The following is a 16,943-nucleotide window of genomic DNA, read 5'->3' as shown; positions in this document are numbered from 1 at the left end:
GCTGTCGGGCAGAGGGGGGATCTCTCCCGCCGCTGCCCGATCGTCCCGCTGGCTACTTAAGCTTGCGCGCCTCAGCAACCTGCTCTGCGCTGACGGCAGGGGCCTGATTGCTCCAGCTGCTGCGCAGGTAGTTCATCAACTCGCTCATCTGCACATCATCCAGCGTCCAGCCGTAACCGGGCATCGCCTGCGCCATGCCGTGCCGGGTCACTGGCGTCTGCGCACCTTCCAGCACCACGCGCAGTGCGCTCAGCGGGTTTGCTGCCGTCAGCGTTGCGTTACCGTCCAGCGCCGGGATGACATGCGCATCGCCTTTACCCTCGCTGCCGTGACAGGTTGAGCAGTACATGGCATAGGTTTTCGCGCCCGCGGCGGAAGGAGCGGCAGCGGGCAGCGGGGATGCTGGAGCCGGCGGCAGGCTGCGCAGGTAGACGCCGATACTGTTGAGGTCCGCATCGCTGAGATACTGAGTGCTGTGCATCACCACCTCCGCCATGGGTCCGACTACCGCCCCCTGCTTACTGCGCCCCGTTTTCAGCAGCGCCACCAGTTCATCCTGCGCCATGCCGCGCAGCGACGGCGCAAACCAGCCGTCAAGCTCGGCACCGCTGAGATAGGCGATGCGGCTCTGATCCAGTGCCTGCTCCTGCAGTGCCCAGCCGCGCGGGGTGTGGCAACTGCCGCAGTGCCCTGCGCCCTGCACCAGGTAAGCCCCGCGATTCCATTGCGCACTCTGCTGCGCATCAGGCTGATAACGATCGTCATTGTGGAACAGGGCATTCCAGATCCCCAAAGGCCAGCGCATTGACAGCGGCCAGGAGATATCGCTGTCGCGATTTGGCTGGCTGCTGGCCGGGACTTCATGCAGCAGATAGTCATAAAGCGCGCGCATATCCTTATCGCTCATTTTGGCATAGGCGGTATAAGGCATTGCCGGATAAAGGTGATGGCCATCGCGGGCGATACCCTGGCGCATGGCGCGGTCAAATTCGGCAAACGTATAGCGGCCAATGCCCTGCTGTTTATCCGGGGTAATATTGGTGCTGTAGATATCACCGGGCGGCGTAGGGAAACGCAGCCCGCCCGCCAGCGCTGCGCCGCCGGGTGCGGTGTGACAGGCAGTACAGTCCGCCGCTTTGGCAACATATTCGCCCGGCGACATGGCATTAGCCGCACTGCTTACCAGCAGCAGAACCATCCCTGAAAGCAACGTTTTCATACCCCCTCCCCCGGTGCGTTTTTTCCGTGCACCAGCTCGTTCACTGCCCGCCATGCCTGATCGACCGCCGAATGGGCATAAGGGCTCCAGTCCGAGTCGGAGTTAGCAATCACGATATTACCGACGGGGGCACGGGCGCGCTCAATAATCTTCTGCGCCTCATCCTCATCATCAAATAAGCCATTGATGGCGTAAGAGTAACCGTGCGACCAGCGGTTAACGGTAATCGCCTGAATATCGCGCTGATGGTCGAAGCCTGCCGGCCCAAGCATCGCCTGGAGCTGTTCGCGGATCATCTGTTCATGAGCATCGAACGAGGTGCCCAGCAGCATCGCGCGCCCTTTACGCGACTGCTCGCGGGCGCTGAGGCCGCTGCCGGGCAGAGTCGGCACATACACCATATGCAGCCCGATCGGCTGATTGGGATCGTGGGGGTGCTGGTAGCCGCCGAGGCTGACCGGATAGTCAAGCTTGACCCGTGAATAAGGTGCGCCAGGGGCATAAACCTCATGCACGCCCAGTTTGATAAAGGCGCGCCAGTTAGCGATGGCGACCTTGCTGTAGACAAGCGGAGCTTTAACATTCTGCTTCAGCGCTTCCTGCTGCGCCTGCGACATCTGCGGCACCAGATACGGGATCATCATATTGTATCCGGCCATGACCACCTTCCCGGCGCGGACTTTCGTCAACTTTTCACCCGTCATATAGCTGACTTCCACGCCACCGTCGACGTTCACCACCTGCATGCCGGTACTGTTAAGGCGTAGCTTGACGTCAGAGTCCGCCCTGTCCAGCTGGCTGTAGTCAAATTTCGCCCGCACGATATCATTCATATCGTGTCCGGCGGGGTCAACGGCCGGGATCAGCTTGCGCACCAGCAGCCGGGCCAGGGTGGCATTGCCATCCGGGAAGTGGAAAACATAAGGATCGTCGAGGTCAGCCTGCGATTCAGCGTCCAGCGGCGGCAGCCCCATGCCGTCAAGGCCCGGCAGGTCGCAGATACGCGCATCGCTACAGGCGGTAGCATCAATACCCACCGCCTGGAAATCGTTCGTGGTTTGCTGGAAGTAGCGCATTGCCAGCTCGCTCAGGCCCACTTTATCGCGCAGGAAGGTGGCGTAACTGTGAGTGTCCAGCCAGGCGACTTTTTCCTGCTGGCTGAGTCCTGGCAGATAATCTTTCGCCACCGTATGCAGCTCAATCAGCGCGGCGCGATCGCTCTGCGGCAGCGGGAAGTCATTGATAAACGCCTGCCATGAACGTCCGTTCAGGCGATCGCGTGGGATATCATCCGCCACCACTTTGCCCGGGTCGCCGCTGACGACTTTATCCACGCCGAAGTTTTTCTTATCAAAGTAGACGCCGCGACTGAGGCCAAGGTCAGGATAGAAGGTTTTATCGAAGCCCCGCTCCATGGCATCCAGGCTGATCCCCAGCGTTTTTATCAGGCCCATCATCACCGGGCTGAAGTTGGAGTGCGGGGACTGGAAAGATTCGCTGCCGCCATAGCCAAGGATTGTGCCGTTGCTGCTGCTGAGTTCATTACGCTTGGCGTGGCCACCGAAGTCGTCGTGGTTGTCGATCAGCAAAATCCGCTGCGGTTTATCCTGCAGCTGCTGCCAGAAACAGGCGGCGGCCAGGCCGCTAATTCCGGCGCCGACCACCACCAGATCAAACTCCTCGCTGACCGGCAGAGAAGCAAAGTCGAAACTGACGCCATCACGGCCGAGCCGGTGGGCATTTTCAAAGGAGCCCGGATGGTTGCCGCGCAGCCCGCTCAGCGCCGGTGGGTAATAGAGCGTTTTGTTGGCCTGCAGCGGCGAAGCGCGCAATATCTGCAGGGGGGTCAGCCCGGCGGCGACCGTAATCGCGACGCCGTTAAGAAAATCGCGGCGGGTAATAGCCATAAAAAAGTCCTTCTTGATAGTCTGCTCAGCCCTTATGGCTCAAGCGGGCTATTGTCAGCATCAGAAGATCATTGTCAAACCGGGGAGAGGGAACAGCAGCAGAAATAAGGAATTAATAATTTTAAGGGCCTGAATGCTCAGACCCTCAACGACTTCAGCGTAGAAAAAGGCAGCGCTTAGATCGCCTCTTCGTCTTCTTCGCCGGTGCGGATACGCACCACGCGCGACACGTCATAAACGAAAATCTTGCCGTCGCCAATCTTACCGGTCTGCGCGGTACGCATGATGGTATCCACGCAGGTATCGACGATATCGTCGGCAATCACGATCTCAATTTTGACCTTCGGTAAAAAATCGACCATATATTCAGCGCCACGATACAGTTCGGTGTGGCCCTTCTGACGACCAAAGCCTTTCACTTCGGTCACGGTCATTCCGGTGATGCCGACTTCCGCCAGCGCTTCACGCACGTCGTCCAGTTTGAACGGCTTGATAATTGCATCAATCTTTTTCATGGCAGACCCTTTTCTCCCCCTCCATCAGGGAAGGGGAACAGTTAACATTGCCGGACAGGTCACGCTGCGCGGTCCGTCTCTCTTTTCAGGCAGCTAAACTACCATAACTGGGCAGCGGAGCGGCACTGAAATTACTCTTTAAAATCGGCAGCATCCAGCTCGTGACGCGACAACAGCTTGTAAAACTCGGTGCGGTTGCGCCCGGCCAGGCGTGCTGCGTTGGTGACATTCCCTTTGGTCATCTGTAACAGCTTACGCAAATAATTCAGTTCAAACTGGTTGCGCGCTTCCACAAATGTCGGCAGCGCGGTGTTTTCTCCGGCCAGCGCCTGCTCGACCAGCGCTTCGCTAATCACCGGGGCGGAGGTCAGCGCCACGCACTGCTCAATCACATTCACCAGCTGCCTGACGTTGCCCGGCCAGCTGGCGGCAATCAACCGGCGCATTGCGTCGGTAGAGAAGCTGCGCACGAACGGTTTATGCCGCTCCGCCGACTGCTTCAGCAAATGGTTTGCCAGCAGCGGGATATCCTCCGCGCGCTCATGCAGCGCCGGAATTTTTAAATTCACCACGTTAAGACGATAGAACAGATCTTCGCGAAACTCCTTCTTCTCCATCGCTTTTGGCAGGTCACGGTGGGTAGCGGAGATGATGCGCACGTTGATATCGAGATCGCGGTTGCTGCCGAGCGGGCGCACCTTGCGCTCCTGCAGTACGCGCAGCAGCTTAACCTGCAGCGCCTGCGGCATATCGCCGATCTCATCGAGGAACAGCGTGCCGCCCTCGGCGGCCTGGAACAGCCCCTCGCGGCTGCTTACCGCACCGGTAAAGGCCCCTTTGGCATGACCAAACAGCTCTGACTCCAGCAGCTGCTCCGGCAGTGCGCCGCAGTTGATGGCAATAAATTCCTTGCCCGCGCGCGGACTGGCGGCGTGGATGGCCTGCGCCAGCACTTCCTTGCCCGTGCCACTCTGCCCGTTAATCAACACGCTGACGTCAGACTGCGCCACCATGCGTGCCTGCTCCAGCAGGCGCAGCATCAGTGGGCTACGGGTAACGATGGTTTCGCGCCAGGCTTCATCACTGCCCGGGGCGCGATGTGCCAGCGCCTCATCAATGGCTTTATACAGCGCATCGCGATCGACGGGCTTGGTCAGGAAGCTGAAAACGCCCTGCTGGGTCGCGGCGACCGCATCCGGGATCGAACCGTGCGCGGTGAGGATGATCACCGGCATGCCCGGCTGCAGCTTCTGGATCTCAACAAACAGCGCCATGCCGTCCATCTCATCCATACGCAGGTCGCTTATCACCAGATCGATGTTTTCGCGGTTGAGCACCCGCAGCGCTTCTGGCCCGCTTTCCGCGGTGGTCACGCTAAAGCCTTCGCTGCTGAGGCGCATCCCCAACAGCTTCAGCAGGCTGGGGTCGTCATCCACCAGCAGCAGGCGGGCCGATTTTTTTATCATGGGTTGGCATCATCCTCTGATTTGATATCCGCCGGCGTGTTGTCGTCCGGTGCGCTTTTATCCGCGCCGTGGCTGCTGCTGTCGGCCGCATCCGGCGAACGGCGGGCTGAGAGCTTACGCTCGATGTCGGTCAGCGTGTCCAGCTTGCGTCGCGTCACTGCCAGCTCTTTATTGACGGCCATCTGCTGCTGGCGCAGCGCGTCCAGCTGGGCATCGCTGCTCTCCTGCAGGCTGGCATAGCGCGAGCGCTCCTGCGACAGCTGCAGTAATGAACCCTGCCCTTCGCGCCACAGCATCAGCAGCGGACGGACCGCAGAGGGATAATCGTAGCTGTAGCTGTCCAGCCGCTGCAGATAGGCGCGGCGCTCGAGCGGCGTAATATTGCCATTGCTCAGCAAAACGGCCTGTTTGAAGGCGCCGTGCCAGCTGTCGTCCGGCCAGCGTTTAGCCTGCGCGCGGGCATCGGCCGGAGACAGCCGCACCGCGCAGTCCACCGCGCGCAGCCAGTACAGCGGATTATTGACCGCCGTGACATCGACCCAGGACCAGATGTGCTCACAGTCCACGCGTTGGAAATCGACAAATTTGCTCTCAGGTTCGCTGAGATGGCTGGGCAGGCCCTTCACCACGGTTGGCGGCGCGGTCTGGCTACAGCCAGTCAGGCTCAGCCCAAGCAGTGCTGCCAGCAACATTCTGCCCAGGCTTTGTTGAACGCTGGCAGAAAAAAGTGTTAAGCGCATCAGTGTTTCTTCCCGGCGGTGGTATTCAATTCAATGCGGAAGCAGACATCAGCCTCATCGCTGTCGACCAGCTGTAGATCGCCCTCCAGCTGACGCACGCAGTCCTTAGCGATACTCAGCCCCAGCCCGCTGCCTTTTACTGCGCCTTTGCGCTGCAGGTTGCCCTGGAAGAACGGCTCAAAAATCATCGCCCGTTCTGCCTGCGGGATCGCGCTGCCGGTGTTCGCCACCTCAATGGTGACGCGGTTGCCCTGCTGGCGGCTGCGGATCCAGATTTTCCCTGATTCTGCGCCGTAGTGTAACGCATTGGAGTAGAGATTATCGATGGCCCGCAGTAACAATGTCGGCTCTGCGCGGCAGCTCGCCGCCTGCAGATCAATCGCCGTATCAATCAGCTTAGCTCGCGCCGTCAGACTGTGGGTGGAAACCAGTTGATCGATGAGCGGTCGCAGCATGACGTCGCTCATCTCAACCGGGCCGTCTGCCAGCTTGCGGTTGTAGTCCAGCAGCTGTTCAATCAGGGTTTGCAGGTGGCGGCTGCTGTCGTTAAGAATGCTAACCACCTCTTTCTGGTCAGCGGTCAACGGGCCGGCCACCTCATCGGCCAGCAGTTCCGTGCCTTCACGCATGCTGGCCAGCGGGGTTTTCAGCTCGTGGGAGATATGGCGCAGGAACTCATGGCGCTGTGACTCCAGCCAAGCCAGCCGCTCGCTCAGCCAGAGAATGCGCTGGGCCAGAGAGCGAATTTCACGCGGGCCTTTAAACGCCAGGCTCTGCCCGAGCGAGCGCCCCTCTCCCAGGCGGTTAATCATGCGCTCGACCGCTTTCACCGGGCCGATAATCATGCGGGTAAACAGCAGGACCAGGCCGAGGCTGAGCAGGAACAGGATTAATGCCTGCCAGCCGAAATACTGGCCGCGATCGGCAATTTCGCGCTGCAGCTGCAGACCACGGGAGAACACCACCTCCCGCGTGGTTCTCACCAGCTGGCTGTTAGCGGCGGAGAATGACTCCAGCACATCGCCTGCGGCTTTTACCGGGCTGCTGTTATGGCATTTGATCTGGCTGAGCTGGGTAAGATTCTGCCGCAGGTTCTGGTAAGTGCGCATATCCGGCAGTACCGGCGCATGGGCGTCCAGCATCTGGGAATAGCGGCTGCGCTGCGTCTGATACAGGCGGGCTAACATCGGGTCATCAAGCACGCAGTACTGACGATAGCTGCGCTCCAGCTCCAGCGCGGTGCGCGCCATCGCCTCGCTGCGACGAACGTCGGTTAGCGTCGTGCGGTTAGTGTCCGCCGCACGCTCGCTGAGCGCCGACAGGCTTTCCCAGGCCTGCCAGGCCAGCACCAGCAGCGGCAGCAGCACCAGCAGGAAAGCCATCAGCACCAGCTGGCGCAGAGAGCGGGGAAACAGACGCCATCTCTTCACGGAAGATTCTCTTTGCATAAGGTAGCGTGATGCTAACGGAGAGTGCGATGGGATGAAAGTGCTACGCCACAAATGACGATGGCCGGTTCAAAGAACCGGCCATCTGAAGAGGTGGTGCCTAACTCAACGTTACGTCCGATGCTTGATAACGTCACAGGGTGAACGATTATCGGTGGGGTGGACGGCAGGCACCGTATTGTGCGTCATTCTGGATGTTATGAGCTCGCCGCTTGCGCAGGGCTTTCATAACCAAGTGAATGAGCCACTGCACAGAGTATAGCAATTGCCGTGCCAACATTGCAATAAGCACGTTAACCCCCTCTAAAACGGCACTTTTTAAGGTTATCGCCAGCCTTATAAGCGCACTTCCTGACCAACTGGTCTGAAAAACTGTCTGCATTTAACGACACCAATCAGACAAAACGCAGGCGCATAGGTAAATCAATGGGTTACGTGTCACCTATTCACGACACTTCAACAGTGGGTTTGTCGTGAAATTGCAACAGGGCCGACGATGGGCCAGACAGGGGCGAAAAAAAACCGGTCTGCCAGAGACCGGTTGTTATTTAACGCTCCCGCGCAGGCTTAGCCCAGCTGCTTACGCGCATTGCGGAAGATACGCATCCACGGGCTGTCCTCGCCCCACTCTGCCGGGTGCCAGGAGTTGCTGACGGTGCGGAAGACGCGCTCCGGGTGCGGCATCATGATGGTCACACGGCCGCTTTCGTTGGTCACCGCCGTAATGCCGTTAGGTGAGCCGTTCGGGTTCGCCGGATACTGCTGGGTCACCTTGCCGAAGTTATCCACGAAGCGCAGCGCCACCAGGCCTTTATGCTCCAGCTGGCCGAGGTGCGCTTCATCGCGCACTTCCACGAAGCCTTCGCCGTGCGAGACCGCGATTGGCATACGCGAGCCAACCATACCGTCGAGCAGCAGTGACGGGCTGGCAGCCACTTCGACCAGGCTGAAGCGCGCTTCAAAGCGCTCGGACTGGTTACGCACAAAGCGCGGCCACTCTTCGCTACCCGGGATCAGTTCGCGCAGGTTGGACATCATCTGGCAACCGTTACACACGCCCAGCGCCAGGGTCTGCGGACGATGGAAGAAGGTTTCGAACTCGTCACGCACGCGGGCGTTAAACAGAATCGACTTCGCCCAGCCTTCCCCCGCGCCCAGCACGTCGCCGTAGGAGAAGCCGCCACAAGCAACCAGCGCCTGCACGTCATCCAGACCACGACGACCGGCCAGCAGGTCGCTCATATGCACGTCAACCGCATCAAAGCCCGCGCGGTGGAAGGCGGCAGCCATCTCAACGTGGGAGTTAACGCCCTGCTCGCGCAGCACCGCAACTTTCGGGCGCGCGCCGGTAGCAATGTACGGTGCAGCGATATCTTCCTGTGGCTTGAAGGTCAGCGCCACGTTCAGGCCGGGATCGCGGTCGTCTTTCTTCGCCTCGTGTTCCTGATCGGCACAGCTCGGGTTATCACGCAGGCGCTGCATCTGCCAGGTGGTTTCTGCCCACCAGGTACGCAGCGTGGTACGGCTTTCGCTGTAGACCACAGAGTCACCGGAAGTAATGGTGAAGCGGTCGCCTTCTACCGCCTTGCCCAGCACGTGGACGCACTCCGCCAGGCCGTGCGCCGCAAATACCTGCTCAACCGCGGCGCGATCGGCGGCGGCTACCTGAATCACGGCACCCAGCTCTTCGTTAAACAGCGCGGCCAGGCTGTCGCTGCCCAGCGCGGCAATATCGGCTGCCACGCCGCAGTGACCGGTAAAGGCCATCTCTGCCAGCGTCACCAGCAGACCACCATCGGAACGGTCGTGGTAGGCAAGCAGTTTGCCGTCGGCCACCAGCGCCTGGATGGCATTATAAAAGCCAGCCAGCTGCTGCGCGTCACGCACGTCGGCAGGCTTATCGCCCAGCTGACGGTAAACCTGTGACAGCGCGGTAGCACCCAGCGCGTTCACACCTTTGCCGAGGTCAACCAGCAGCAGGGCGTTATCCACGGTTTGCAGCTGCGGCGTGACGGTTTTACGCACGTCTTCCACGCGGGCAAAGGCGGTGATCACCAGCGACAGCGGCGAGGTCATCTCACGCTGCTCGGTGCCCTGCTGCCAGCGAGTTTTCATCGACATCGAGTCTTTACCGACCGGGATAGTAATCCCCAGCGCCGGACACAGCTCTTCACCGACCGCTTTCACCGCCTCATACAAACCGGCATCTTCACCCGGGTGACCGGCTGCGGCCATCCAGTTTGCCGACAGCTTGATGCGCGTCAGCGGACCAATCTGCGTCGCGGCGATGTTGGTCAGCGCTTCGCCAACGGCCAGACGACCGGAGGCGGCGAAGTCGAGCAGCGCAACCGGAGCGCGTTCGCCCAGCGCCATCGCTTCACCGTAATAGCTGTCGAGGCTGGCGGTGGTCACCGCGCAGTTGGCGACCGGGATCTGCCACGGACCCACCATCTGGTCACGCGCCACCATGCCGGTAACCGAGCGGTCGCCGATGGTGATCAGGAAGGTTTTTTCCGCCACGGTTGGCAGGTGCAGCACGCGATTTACCGCGTCGGCAATGCTGATATCATCACGCACCAGCGCCTCGCCTTTGGCTTTCAGCGTGGTGACATCGCGGGTCATTTTCGGGGTTTTACCCAGCAGCACGTCGAGCGGCATATCAATCGGCGTGTTGTCGAAATGGCTATCCGCCAGCGAAAGGTGCATCTCTTCGGTGGCTTCACCGATCACCGCGTAGGGCGCGCGCTCGCGTTTGCACAGCGCATCAAACAGCGCCAGGCTCTGCGGCGCCACGGCAAGAACGTAGCGCTCCTGCGACTCGTTACACCACACTTCCAGCGGGCTCATGCCCGGCTCATCATTGAGGATGTCACGCAGGTTGAAACGCCCGCCGCGCTCGCCATCGCTGACCAGCTCAGGCATGGCGTTGGAGAGGCCGCCCGCGCCGACGTCGTGGATAAACAGGATTGGGTTCTCTTCGCCCAGCTGCCAGCAGCGGTCAATCACTTCCTGGCAACGACGCTCCATTTCCGGGTTATCGCGCTGAACGGAGGCGAAATCGAGGTCGGCATCCGACTGGCCGGAGGCCATAGATGAAGCGGCACCGCCGCCCAGACCGATATTCATCGCCGGGCCACCCAGCACAATCAGCTTGGCGCCCACGGTGATTTCGCCTTTCTGCACGTGGTCAGCACGGATGTTACCAATGCCGCCCGCCAGCATGATCGGCTTGTGGTAGCCGCGCAGCTCTTCGCCGTTGTGGCTGTTGACGCGCTCTTCATAGGTACGGAAGTAGCCGTTCAACGCCGGGCGACCGAATTCGTTATTGAATGCCGCGCCGCCCAGTGGGCCTTCGGTCATGATATCCAGCGCGGTAACAATACGGTCCGGCTTGCCGAAGTCCTCTTCCCACGGCTGCTCAAAGCCCGGAATGCGCAGGTTAGAGACCGAGAAGCCCACCAGACCGGCTTTCGGCTTGGCGCCGCGCCCCGTTGCACCTTCGTCACGAATTTCGCCACCGGAACCGGTCGCGGCACCCGGCCACGGGGAGATCGCCGTCGGGTGGTTATGGGTTTCCACCTTCATCAGGATATGCGCCTCTTCCTGATGGAAGTCGTAGTTGCCCTGCTGGTCGGCGTAGAAGCGCCCAACCTGAGAACCTTCCATTACCGCGGCATTATCTTTATAAGCTGACAGCACGTGGTCCGGGGTTTTCTCAAAGGTGTTTTTGATCATCTTGAACAGCGACTTCGGCTGCGCCGCACCATCAATCACCCAGTCGGCGTTGAAGATTTTATGGCGGCAGTGCTCAGAGTTAGCCTGAGCAAACATATACAGCTCGATATCGTTCGGGTTGCGCCCCAGCTTTTCAAACGCCGCCAGCAGATAGTCGATCTCGTCATCGGCCAGCGCCAGGCCCAGCTTGATGTTGGCCTGTACCAGCGCGTTACGGCCTTCACCCAGCACATCGACGCTTTGCAGCGGCGCAGGCTGATGATGGGCGAACAGGGCTTCGGCCTGGGCGGTGTCGCTAAACACGCACTCCATCATGCGGTCGTGCAGCAGCGATGCCAGCTGGCCCCACTGTGCTTCCGTCAGCTGAGGTGCCTGCACATAGAAGGCCAGGCCGCGCTCAAGGCGCAGCACCTGCGGCAGATCGCAGTTGTGGGCAATGTCAGTCGCTTTTGAAGACCACGGCGAAATCGTGCCGGGACGCGGGGTCACCAGCAGCAGACGGCCTTCCGGGGTATGCTCAGCGAGAGAGGGACCGTATTTCAGCAGACGCTGCAGGCGGGACTTTTCATCCTCGCTCAGCGGCGCGCTGACATCGGCGAAATGGACGTACTCGGCGTAAATATCACTCACTGGCAGGTGAGCGTCCTGAAAGCGGGTCAGCAGTTTGTTAATACGAAATGCCGACAGAGCGGGCGAACCACGCAGAATTTCCATCATTAAAGATCTCTCGTCTCGAAGCGCCGGGCGACGCTTCATTGGGCGCAACAGGGAAAACGGGCGCTATTATAGAGAATCCCCACCCGTTACGAAACCGTTTGCGCAGAATTAATCGCCGTGCAGAATTGGCTGAAAAACACGCAAATCAGGTTGAATTCAGTTGCGGAGCAGCGCGGAGTTGCGCAAAATGCCCCACGCTCAGGACCAATTATAGACAATAAATACTGCCATAAAAGACAGATACCTGAGAGCCACCGAGAGATAACTATTTGAAACGCCTTAAATTAAACTATCTGCTGATCGGGCTGATCACAGTGCTGCTTGCGCTTGCACTGTGGCCCTCGATCCCCTGGTACGGCGGTTCTACCGACCGTATTGCGCAGATAAAATCGCGGGGAGTGCTGCGCGTCAGCACCATAAATTCCCCGCTGACTTACTACACAGTAAATAAATCACCGGCCGGTATGGACTACGAGCTGGCGAAACGCTTTGCCGATTATTTAGGGGTGAAGCTGCAGGTCACCGTCCGCCCGAACCTGAGCGATCTGTTTGACGATCTCGAAGATGACAAAGCAGACGTGCTGGCGGCCGGTCTGATCTATAACAATGAGCGGCTGGCGCGTTTTCGCACCGGTCCTTCCTACTATTCAGTTTCCCAGCAGCTGGTGTATCGCATCGGTGCGCCGCGCCCGAAAAACCTTGGCGATCTGAAAGGACGCCTGACGGTAGCGTCAGGGTCGGCTTACCTCTCAACGCTGCGCGCGGTGAAGGAGCATCAGTATCCCGATCTTGACTGGGCGATCGCCACCGACCAGACACCGCAGGCGCAGCTGGAAGCGGTGGCCGACGGCAAACTCGACTATACGGTGGGCGACTCGGTCACTATTGCCCTGATGCAGCGTATCCATCCTCAGCTGGCCGTGGCGTTTGATATCACCGATGAGGAGCCGGTCACCTGGTATATGCAGCACGAGGCGGATGACAGCCTGAACGCCGCCCTGCTCGACTTCTTCAATCAAATGGGCGAGGAAGGCGCGATGGCGCGCCTCGACGAGAAGTATTTAGGTCACGTTGGCACCTTTGATTACGTCGATACCCGCACCTTCCTGCGCGCCATTGATGAGACACTGCCGGATATCCAGCCGCTGTTTGAGAAGTACGCGCAGGAGATAGACTGGAAGCTGCTGGCCGCGATCTCCTACCAGGAGTCGCACTGGAACCCGCAGGCCACCTCACCTACCGGGGTGCGCGGCATGATGATGCTGACGCGTAACACCGCCGACAGCCTGAACGTCACCGATCGTACCGATCCGGAACAGAGTATTCGCGGCGGCAGTGAGTATCTGGTACGCATGATGGAAAAGGTGCCGCCGACCATCCCGGAGGATGAGCGCATCTGGTTCGCACTGGCCGCCTATAACATGGGTTATGCGCATATGCTTGATGCGCGCAAGCTGACGGAGAAGCAGAAAGGCAATCCTGACAGCTGGGCAGATGTGAAGATGCGCTTGCCGATGCTCAGCCAGAAGCGCTATTACAGCCAGACTAACTACGGCTATGCGCGTGGCCACGAAGCCTATGCTTATGTAGAGAATATTCGTAAGTATCAGATAAGCCTGGTAGGATATTTGCAGGATCAGGAGCGTAAGCTGGCACAGCAGGCGGCGATGGAAGCCGAACTGGGCCAGGGTTATCCGGCGGTCGAGCCGAAGATTGCGATGAATTAAATAACGGTTCGGGCATGCCCGGACCCTACGATTCTGAACGTCGCTGCCGCTCGATTTTTTTCTGCGCCCGGCGCTGACGGAAGAAATCACTGAGCAGCGCCGCACACTCTTCGGCCAAAATCCCCTGTTCAATCTTCACCTGATGATTCATGCCCGGGTGGCCCAGTACATCCATCAGTGAACCGGCCGCGCCCGTTTTGGCATCGCGGGCGCCAAACACCAGCCGCCCGACGCGGCCATGCACCATCGCGCCGGCACACATCACGCACGGCTCCAGCGTCACGTACAGCGTGGTATCAATCAGGCGGTAGTTCTCGATCACTTTGCCGCCCTGGCGGATCGCCATGATCTCCGCGTGTGCGGTCGGATCGTGGTGGCCAATCGGCCGATTCCAGCCCTCGCCAATCACCTGCCCGTGGTGAACCAGCACCGCGCCAACCGGCACTTCCCCTTCATCCCAGGCGCGTTGGGCCAGCGTCAGCGCATGGCGCATCCAGAATTCGTCGTTATTGTCGCTCACCTGAGTCTCCGGCAGAAAAAAAGCGCGACATTATATACCAGTTCAGTCCAGTTGCTGTAGCTCACCCGCAGGCGTCACGCGAAAACGATGCTGGCAGAAAAACAGCAGCGGATTGTCCTGCTTGCTGTCGCTGTAGCCGCTCCATAACTGCAGTGGGGTGCCGATCTGCTCTTCCAGCTGCGCCACCTTTTCATGGCCAAGACAGCGCATCGCCAGTACGCGTCCGCCGTGGGCGCGCGCCATCTGGCTGGCAATCAGTTTGACGTGCGGCAGAAATGCCGAATCAAAGTAGACCTGCTCCACCAGCGGCTGCGGGGAGCCGGTGATCAGCCAGACATCGGCATCTTCGCTGCGCAGGTAATCCGTCAGCCGCTGCTGCACCACCGGAAACGCGGTGACGCGCTGGCGAAACCAGCGGGCAAACTGCTGCTCGCGCGCTTGCAGGCGCGCTTCACTGTGGCCGAAGGTGATCGACCACAGCAGCAGGCTCATCGGCCAGCGCGCTGCCCGGCCCTTAATCAGCAGCCCGGCACCTATCACCGGCAGCAGCGGCACCACCAGCAGCAGATTAAGCGGCTGGCGCCAGAGCAGCCAGCGCATAAAGGTGCCGAACATATCCTGCTGGTGCAGGGTGCCATCAAGGTCGAAAAATACCACGCGTCGTTGGCGACTGGATGTCAAACCTTACTCCTCAGGATCGTTAAAGCCCATAAACCAGGCAAACAGGAAACCGCATACAGCAGCTGTCAGCCAGCCTGCCAGATACATCATCACTTTTCCAGCCACAATGGTCAGCGCCAGCGGCAAGCCGGAGAGACCAAAGGTGATCAGGGTAGCGACCTTAGCATAGCTGATTACTGCACCGCCCACCGCTCCGCCAAGACAGGCGGCGATAAACGGGCGGCCAAGCGGCAGGGTGACGCCGAAGATCAGCGGCTCCCCCACGCCCAGAATGCCAACCGGCAGCGCCCCTTTCACCAGCTTTTTCAGCCGTGCGTTACGGGTTTTCAGCAGCACCGCCACGGATGCGCCAATTTGCCCGACGCCAGCCATTGCCAAAATGGGCAGCAGCGCGTTAGAACCGTGTGCCTGCACCAGCTCCACGTGGATTGGCACCATCCCCTGGTGCAGCCCGGTGAGCACCAGCGGCAGAAACGTTCCTGCCAGCAACGCCCCGACCAGCACGCCACCGCGATCGATAGCCAGCGTGGCACCGTGCGCGATGGCATCGGAGATCGTGCCGCCGAACGGTTGCAGTAGCACAATCGCCAGCGTGGCAGTAATCAGTGTCGTCAGCAGCGGATTGAGGATCAGCTCCAGCGACTCCGGCAGGCGCGCGCGCAGCCGTTTTTCAATCCAGCACATCAGCGCGACCACCAGCAGCACCGCGATCACCCCGCCGCGCCCGGGCACCAGCGGTTCCCCAAACAGCGTGATATTTGCCAGCGCCGGGCTGGAGAGTATCCCGGCCATCACGCCGCCCAGCGCGGTCGAGCCGCCAAATACGCGGGCGGTGTTCACGCCGACCAGAATATTCATAATGGTGAAAATCGCGCTGCCGAAGATCGCCGCCAGTCCAAGAAGATTAGGATACTGCGTTGCGATATCGCCGACGATATCCGGGCGCTTAATGATGTTAATCACCCCGGTGATCAGCCCGGACGCGATAAATGCCGGGATCAGCGGGATAAATACGTTCGCCAGCTGGCGCAGTGCGTCACTGAGCGGAGCATGATATTTCGCCTTAGCCCGCGCTCTGTTTTCACGCACGCTGTCGATCGCCGCAGGGCTCATCAGGCTGCGCATCGCCTCCACCACTTTGGCTGCCGCGCCGGGACCGACGATAAACTGGTGCTGGCTCCCCTGCTTGACGTAGCCTTTTACGCCCTCCAGCTGGCGCAAATCGTTGAGCTGCAGCTGCCCTTCATCGCTGACTTCAACGCGCACCCGCGTCATGCAGTTTTCCAGCTTAATGATATTGGCCGCGCCGCCAATGCCCTGCAGCAGCGCCTGCGCCAGTCGGGTAGACTTTTCCATGCCTTATCCTTTCAGTGCCGCACGCAGGAAGCCATGATGCTGTAGCAGGCGCTGTTTAGCCTCAGGGGCTGGGATGTCCGCCAGGATCATCAGAATCGCCGTTTTCACCTCGTGATGAACCTGTTGTAACGCCGCATCGGCCTGCTCGGGCTGGCAGCCGGTGGCCTCACACACCATGCGGCGTGCGCGATCGACCAGCTTGATATTAGTGGCCTGCATATCGACCATCAGGTTTTGATACACCTTGCCGATTTTGACCATCGCACCGGTCGAGATCATATTCAGTACCAGCTTCTGAGCGGTGCCGGATTTCAGCCGTGTGGATCCGGTCAGCGCTTCCGGGCCAACCACCGGGGAGATAGCGATTTCCGCCTCATGGGCAATTGGCGAGTCGGGATTACAGGAGATTGCTGCTGTACGGCAGCCCTGCTGGCGGGCATAGCGCAGCGCGCCGATCACGTAAGGCGTGCGCCCCGATGCTGCCAGCCCGACCACCATATCGTTAGCGGTCAGATCCAGCGCCTGTAAGTCGCTGACGCCGAGCTGTTCATCATCTTCCGCCCCTTCCACCGCCTTCAGCAATGCGCCTGGCCCCCCGGCGATTAGCCCCACCACTACGCCGTGCGGCACGCCAAAGGTTGGCGGGCATTCGGAAGCATCCAGCACGCCAAGCCGGCCGCTGGTGCCAGCGCCCATGTAGATCAGACGTCCACCTGCTGCCAGAGAAGCGGCTGCGGCATCGACGGCTGCGGCCACCTGCGGCAGCGTCAGGCTGACCGCCGTAGCAACGGTGGCATCCTGCTGATTAAATTTGGTGACCATCGCCAGCGTCGACAGATTATCGAGGTCGAGCGTGTCCGGGTTGCGCGTTTCTGAGACCAGTGAGCCAAGGTTCATTATTCCCCCTACTGA

At 60.0% G+C, this 16,943-nt stretch carries 12 protein-coding genes; 1 reads left to right on the top strand and 11 read right to left on the bottom strand.

Features of this window, described 5'->3' with window-relative positions:
- Positions 1 to 52: 52 nt before the first annotated feature.
- From QLG07_RS09295 to purL, 7 genes are all read right to left on the bottom strand, one after another.
- Positions 53 to 1,219 (bottom strand): cytochrome c, encoded by a 1,167-nt coding sequence (locus QLG07_RS09295; protein WP_282469086.1) that lies wholly within the window; start codon positions 1,217 to 1,219, stop codon positions 53 to 55.
- A complete protein-coding gene (locus QLG07_RS09290) occupies positions 1,216 to 3,126 on the bottom strand; it encodes an NAD(P)-binding protein (protein ID WP_282469085.1) in 1,911 nt (636 codons plus the stop codon). The genes QLG07_RS09295 and QLG07_RS09290 overlap by 4 nt, the downstream gene beginning before the upstream one ends.
- A gap of 176 nt (positions 3,127 to 3,302) precedes the next feature.
- On the bottom strand, positions 3,303 to 3,641 hold the full coding sequence (gene glnB / locus QLG07_RS09285) for a nitrogen regulatory protein P-II (protein ID WP_048915157.1): 339 nt from the start codon (positions 3,639 to 3,641) through the stop codon (positions 3,303 to 3,305).
- Between the two features lie 131 nt (positions 3,642 to 3,772).
- Positions 3,773 to 5,107, bottom strand: a complete 1,335-nt coding sequence (glrR, locus tag QLG07_RS09280) for a two-component system response regulator GlrR (protein ID WP_048915156.1) — start codon at positions 5,105 to 5,107, stop codon at positions 3,773 to 3,775.
- Positions 5,104 to 5,847: a two-component system QseEF-associated lipoprotein QseG gene (gene qseG, locus QLG07_RS09275; RefSeq protein ID WP_282469084.1), complete on the bottom strand. Its 744-nt coding sequence runs from the start codon at positions 5,845 to 5,847 to the stop codon at positions 5,104 to 5,106. The genes glrR and qseG overlap by 4 nt, the downstream gene beginning before the upstream one ends.
- Positions 5,847 to 7,277: a HAMP domain-containing sensor histidine kinase gene (locus QLG07_RS09270; protein ID WP_282469083.1), complete on the bottom strand. Its 1,431-nt coding sequence runs from the start codon at positions 7,275 to 7,277 to the stop codon at positions 5,847 to 5,849. The genes qseG and QLG07_RS09270 overlap by 1 nt, the downstream gene beginning before the upstream one ends.
- Positions 7,278 to 7,862: 585 nt before the next feature.
- The gene (gene purL / locus QLG07_RS09265; protein WP_282469082.1) at positions 7,863 to 11,747 is read right to left on the bottom strand and encodes a phosphoribosylformylglycinamidine synthase; all 3,885 of its coding nucleotides are present in this window, start codon (positions 11,745 to 11,747) and stop codon (positions 7,863 to 7,865) included.
- A gap of 269 nt (positions 11,748 to 12,016) precedes the next feature.
- On the opposite strand from purL, the gene mltF reads away from it, so the two are divergent.
- Positions 12,017 to 13,474 carry a membrane-bound lytic murein transglycosylase MltF gene (gene mltF, locus QLG07_RS09260; protein WP_282469081.1) on the top strand — a complete coding sequence of 486 codons (1,458 nt, stop codon included), beginning with the start codon at positions 12,017 to 12,019 and terminating at the stop codon, positions 13,472 to 13,474.
- Positions 13,475 to 13,499: 25 nt separating this feature from the next.
- On the opposite strand, the gene tadA is transcribed toward mltF, so the two are convergent.
- The 4 genes from tadA to murQ are packed head-to-tail and all read right to left on the bottom strand — an operon-like array spanning position 13,500 to position 16,928.
- Positions 13,500 to 13,994, bottom strand: a complete 495-nt coding sequence (gene tadA / locus QLG07_RS09255) for a tRNA adenosine(34) deaminase TadA (RefSeq protein WP_048915151.1) — start codon at positions 13,992 to 13,994, stop codon at positions 13,500 to 13,502.
- A 42-nt stretch (positions 13,995 to 14,036) separates the two neighbouring features.
- Complete coding sequence (gene yfhb / locus QLG07_RS09250) at positions 14,037 to 14,675, bottom strand: phosphatidylglycerophosphatase C (RefSeq protein WP_048915150.1); 639 nt, start codon at positions 14,673 to 14,675, stop codon at positions 14,037 to 14,039.
- Between the two features lie 3 nt (positions 14,676 to 14,678).
- Entirely contained in the window at positions 14,679 to 16,031 is a 1,353-nt protein-coding gene (locus QLG07_RS09245) for a PTS transporter subunit EIIC (protein WP_282469080.1), read from the bottom strand.
- Between the two features lie 3 nt (positions 16,032 to 16,034).
- A complete protein-coding gene (murQ, locus tag QLG07_RS09240; protein ID WP_062818115.1) occupies positions 16,035 to 16,928 on the bottom strand; it encodes an N-acetylmuramic acid 6-phosphate etherase in 894 nt (297 codons plus the stop codon).
- Between the last annotated feature and the right edge of the window lie 15 nt (positions 16,929 to 16,943).

Source organism: Erwinia sp. V90_4 (assembly GCF_029967685.1).
Lineage (GTDB): Bacteria > Pseudomonadota > Gammaproteobacteria > Enterobacterales > Enterobacteriaceae > Erwinia > Erwinia aphidicola.
This window is presented reverse-complemented; position numbering and strand designations above follow the sequence as displayed.

What these genes read in the sequence shown, in the direction of transcription:
- murQ (WP_062818115.1), bottom strand. Translation starts at nt 16,928, where the DNA reads ATGAACCTTGGCTCACTGGTCTCAGAAACGCGCAACCCGGACACGCTC.
- QLG07_RS09295 (WP_282469086.1), bottom strand. Translation starts at nt 1,219, where the DNA reads ATGAAAACGTTGCTTTCAGGGATGGTTCTGCTGCTGGTAAGCAGTGCG.
- glrR (WP_048915156.1), bottom strand. Translation starts at nt 5,107, where the DNA reads ATGATAAAAAAATCGGCCCGCCTGCTGCTGGTGGATGACGACCCCAGC.
- QLG07_RS09245 (WP_282469080.1), bottom strand. Translation starts at nt 16,031, where the DNA reads ATGGAAAAGTCTACCCGACTGGCGCAGGCGCTGCTGCAGGGCATTGGC.
- qseG (WP_282469084.1), bottom strand. Translation starts at nt 5,847, where the DNA reads ATGCGCTTAACACTTTTTTCTGCCAGCGTTCAACAAAGCCTGGGCAGA.
- purL (WP_282469082.1), bottom strand. Translation starts at nt 11,747, where the DNA reads ATGATGGAAATTCTGCGTGGTTCGCCCGCTCTGTCGGCATTTCGTATT.
- glnB (WP_048915157.1), bottom strand. Translation starts at nt 3,641, where the DNA reads ATGAAAAAGATTGATGCAATTATCAAGCCGTTCAAACTGGACGACGTG.
- QLG07_RS09290 (WP_282469085.1), bottom strand. Translation starts at nt 3,126, where the DNA reads ATGGCTATTACCCGCCGCGATTTTCTTAACGGCGTCGCGATTACGGTC.